Here is a 3,674-nt window from a genome sequence, read left to right on the forward strand (position 1 = left end):
TAATTAAACGCTGTAATACAGTTCAAACTCAACCGGGTGCGGCGTCATGCGCACACGGTCGTTTTCTTCGGTACGCAGAGCGATGTAAGCATCGATCGCGTCGTCAGTGAATACGCCGCCAGCGGTCAGGAACTCACGGTCTGCGTCCAGCGCATTCAGTGCTTCTTCCAGAGAGCCTGCAACCTGTGGGATCTCTGCGGCTTCTTCCGGCGGCAGGTCATACAGGTTTTTGTCCATCGCTTCGCCCGGGTGGATCTTGTTCTTGATACCGTCAAGGCCAGCCATCAGCAGTGCAGCGAAGCACAGGTACGGGTTAGCCGCCGGATCCGGGAAGCGCACTTCAATACGACGCGCTTTCGGAGAAGCAACTACCGGAATACGGATAGAGGCAGAACGGTTACGGGCAGAGTAAGCCAGCATAACCGGCGCTTCGTAACCCGGGACCAGACGCTTGTAAGAGTTGGTGGTCGGGTTCGCCAGGGCGTTGATCGCTTTAGCGTGTTTGATTACGCCGCCGATGTAGAACAGCGCCTGCTCAGACAGACCGGCATATTTGTCGCCAGAGAACAGGTTGGTGCCGTTCTTGGACAGGGACATATGGCAGTGCATACCGGAACCGTTATCACCGAACATCGGTTTCGGCATAAAGGTCGCGGTTTTACCGAAGCGGTGCGCCACGTTGTGCACGACATATTTGTAGATCTGAATTTCGTCGGCTTTTTTGGTCATGGTGTTGAAGCGGGTTGCCACTTCGTTCTGACCGGCGGTTGCCACTTCGTGGTGGTGAGCTTCAACCACCAGACCCATTTCTTCCATCACCAGACACATGGTGGAACGCAGATCCTGTGAAGAATCGACCGGTGGAACCGGGAAGTAACCGCCTTTCACGGCCGGACGGTGACCTTTGTTACCGCCTTCGTATTTGGTGCCGGTGTTCCATGCGCCTTCGATATCATCGATAGCAACGTGAGAGCCGGAGATGGAGCTGCCGAAACGGATGTCGTCGAACAGGAAGAATTCTGGTTCTGGCCCGAACAGTACGGTGTCGGCGATGCCGGTGGAGCGCAGATACTCTTCAGCGCGCTTGGCGATAGAACGCGGGTCACGGTCATAGCCCTGCAGGGTGCCTGGTTCCAGGATATCGCAGCGGATGATCAGCGTGGTTTCTTCGTAGAACGGGTCAATGACAGCGGTAGTCGCGTCAGGCATCAACACCATGTCGGATTCGTTGATACCTTTCCAGCCACCAATCGAGGAGCCATCAAACATTTTGCCTTCTTCGAAGAATTCGGCATTAACCTGATGGGACGGGATAGTGACGTGCTGTTCTTTACCTTTGGTATCGGTGAAGCGCAAATCGACAAACTTCACTTCATGTTCATTCAGCATCGTCAAAACGTGTTCAGCGGACATACTTAACTCTCCCGGATTTTGTCATTGTCGTCGTGGTAACGAGGTCAGAAAACACTGCTCATAATCGGCATTGTTGCTCTGCAGGATATAAAGCGAAATCTGTGCCAACTTTAAAAACACCCCCAAAAGGCGTTATCATGCACGTCATAGTGCAAAAGGGCTGCACCAGAATGGAAACATTGCACCAATATAGTGCTTGATTGTGAACCACAAGCACTATATTGGTGCAATTTTCGTTAAGGCACCCCTTTACTGCGCCGTGAAAGCGATCACAAAGCCTTACTTTCCGTATTGTTTGTAAAGGTTCTTTGTGATCCTGTTCTGTACTGCGATTAATACGTGTACAATAACGCGCTATTTCTAATGCCTGAGGCAAAGTTGTGATCGAAAATTTGCGTAACATCGCCATCATTGCTCACGTTGACCACGGTAAAACTACCCTGGTTGACAAGCTCCTGCAGCAATCCGGTACTTTCAGCGAGCGTGCTGAAACGACCGAACGCGTGATGGACTCCAACGATTTGGAGAAAGAGCGTGGGATTACCATCCTCGCTAAAAACACCGCTATTAAATGGAATGACTACCGTATCAACATCGTTGATACCCCGGGTCACGCCGACTTCGGTGGTGAAGTTGAACGTGTTATGTCCATGGTAGACTCCGTGCTGCTGGTGGTTGACGCAATGGATGGCCCAATGCCGCAGACTCGCTTTGTTACCAAAAAAGCGTTTGCACACGGCCTGAAGCCGATTGTTGTTATTAACAAAGTTGACCGTCCTGGCGCGCGTCCGGACTGGGTTGTCGATCAGGTATTTGACCTGTTCGTTAACCTCGACGCGACTGACGAGCAGCTCGATTTCCCTATCATCTATGCATCTGCACTGATGGGCATCGCCGGTAACGATCACACTGATATGGCGGAAGACATGACCCCGCTGTACCAGGCGATTGTTGACCATGTACCTGCGCCGAACGTTGACCTTGATGGTCCGCTGCAGATGCAGATCTCCCAGCTGGATTACAACAACTATGTTGGTGTTATCGGCATCGGCCGCATCAAACGCGGCAAGGTGAAACCGAACCAGCAAGTGACCATCATCGACAGCGAAGGTAAAACGCGTAACGGTAAAGTGGGTAAAGTGCTGGGCCACCTCGGTCTGGAACGTATCGAATCCACTGAAGCTGAAGCGGGCGACATCATCGCGATCACTGGTCTGGGCGAGCTGAACATCTCCGACACCATCTGCGATCCGCAGAATGTCGAAGCGCTGCCGGCTCTGTCTGTTGATGAACCGACCGTTACCATGTTCTTTAACGTCAACACCTCTCCGTTCTGTGGCAAAGAAGGTAAATTCGTTACCTCCCGTCAGATCCTTGACCGCCTGAACAAAGAGCTGGTGCACAACGTGGCGCTGCGCGTTGAAGAAACCGAAGATGCGGACGCGTTCCGTGTATCCGGTCGTGGTGAACTGCACCTGTCCGTACTTATCGAAAACATGCGTCGTGAAGGCTTTGAGCTGGCGGTTTCCCGTCCGAAAGTTATCAACCGTATGATCGATGGCCGTATGCAGGAGCCGTTCGAAAACGTGACGCTGGACATCGAAGAACAGCACCAGGGCGCGGTAATGCAGGCAATGGGCGAGCGTAAGGGCGATGTCAAAGACATGATCCCTGACGGCAAAGGCCGTATTCGTCTGGATTACCTGATCCCGGCACGTGGCCTGATCGGCTTCCGTACCGAGTTCATGACCATGACCTCCGGTACCGGTCTGCTGTACTCCACCTTCAGCCACTACGACGATGTTAAGCCGGGCGAAATCGGCCAGCGTAACAACGGCGTGCTGATCTCCAACGGCCAGGGTAAAGCAGTCGCGTTTGCGCTGTTCAGCCTGCAGGATCGCGGTAAGCTGTTCCTGGGTCACGGTGCAGAAGTGTACGAAGGCCAGATCATCGGTATCCACAGCCGTTCTAACGATCTGACAGTAAACTGTCTGACCGGTAAGAAGCTGACCAACATGCGTGCTTCCGGTACTGATGAAGCCACGGTTCTGGTTCCGCCGATCAAAATGTCGCTGGAGCAGGCGCTGGAGTTCATCGATGACGACGAACTGGTAGAAGTTACCCCAACCTCTATCCGTATCCGTAAACGTCACCTGACCGAGAACGACCGTAAACGCGCGATGCGTGGTCCGAAAGACGCGTAAGCCGATTTCGTACTGAAAACGAAGCCCTGTCTGCAAAGACGGGGCTTTTTTATTTCC

General features: G+C 53.0%; 2 protein-coding genes. One reads left to right on the forward strand and one right to left on the reverse strand.

The window, feature by feature from the left end:
* Nucleotides 1-3 precede the first annotated feature (3 nt).
* Entirely contained in the window at nucleotides 4-1,413 is a 1,410-nt protein-coding gene (glnA, locus tag QRD42_RS05045) for a glutamate--ammonia ligase (RefSeq protein ID WP_072571409.1), read from the reverse strand.
* A 380-nt stretch (nucleotides 1,414-1,793) separates the two neighbouring features.
* Here glnA and typA point away from each other — a divergent pair, with 380 nt between their 5' ends.
* Entirely contained in the window at nucleotides 1,794-3,617 is a 1,824-nt protein-coding gene (typA, locus tag QRD42_RS05050) for a ribosome-dependent GTPase TypA (RefSeq protein ID WP_072571408.1), read from the forward strand.
* Nucleotides 3,618-3,674: the final 57 nt, after the last annotated feature.

This window comes from Enterobacter sp. PGRG2, from assembly GCF_030291195.1.
Classification (GTDB): domain Bacteria; phylum Pseudomonadota; class Gammaproteobacteria; order Enterobacterales; family Enterobacteriaceae; genus Enterobacter_D.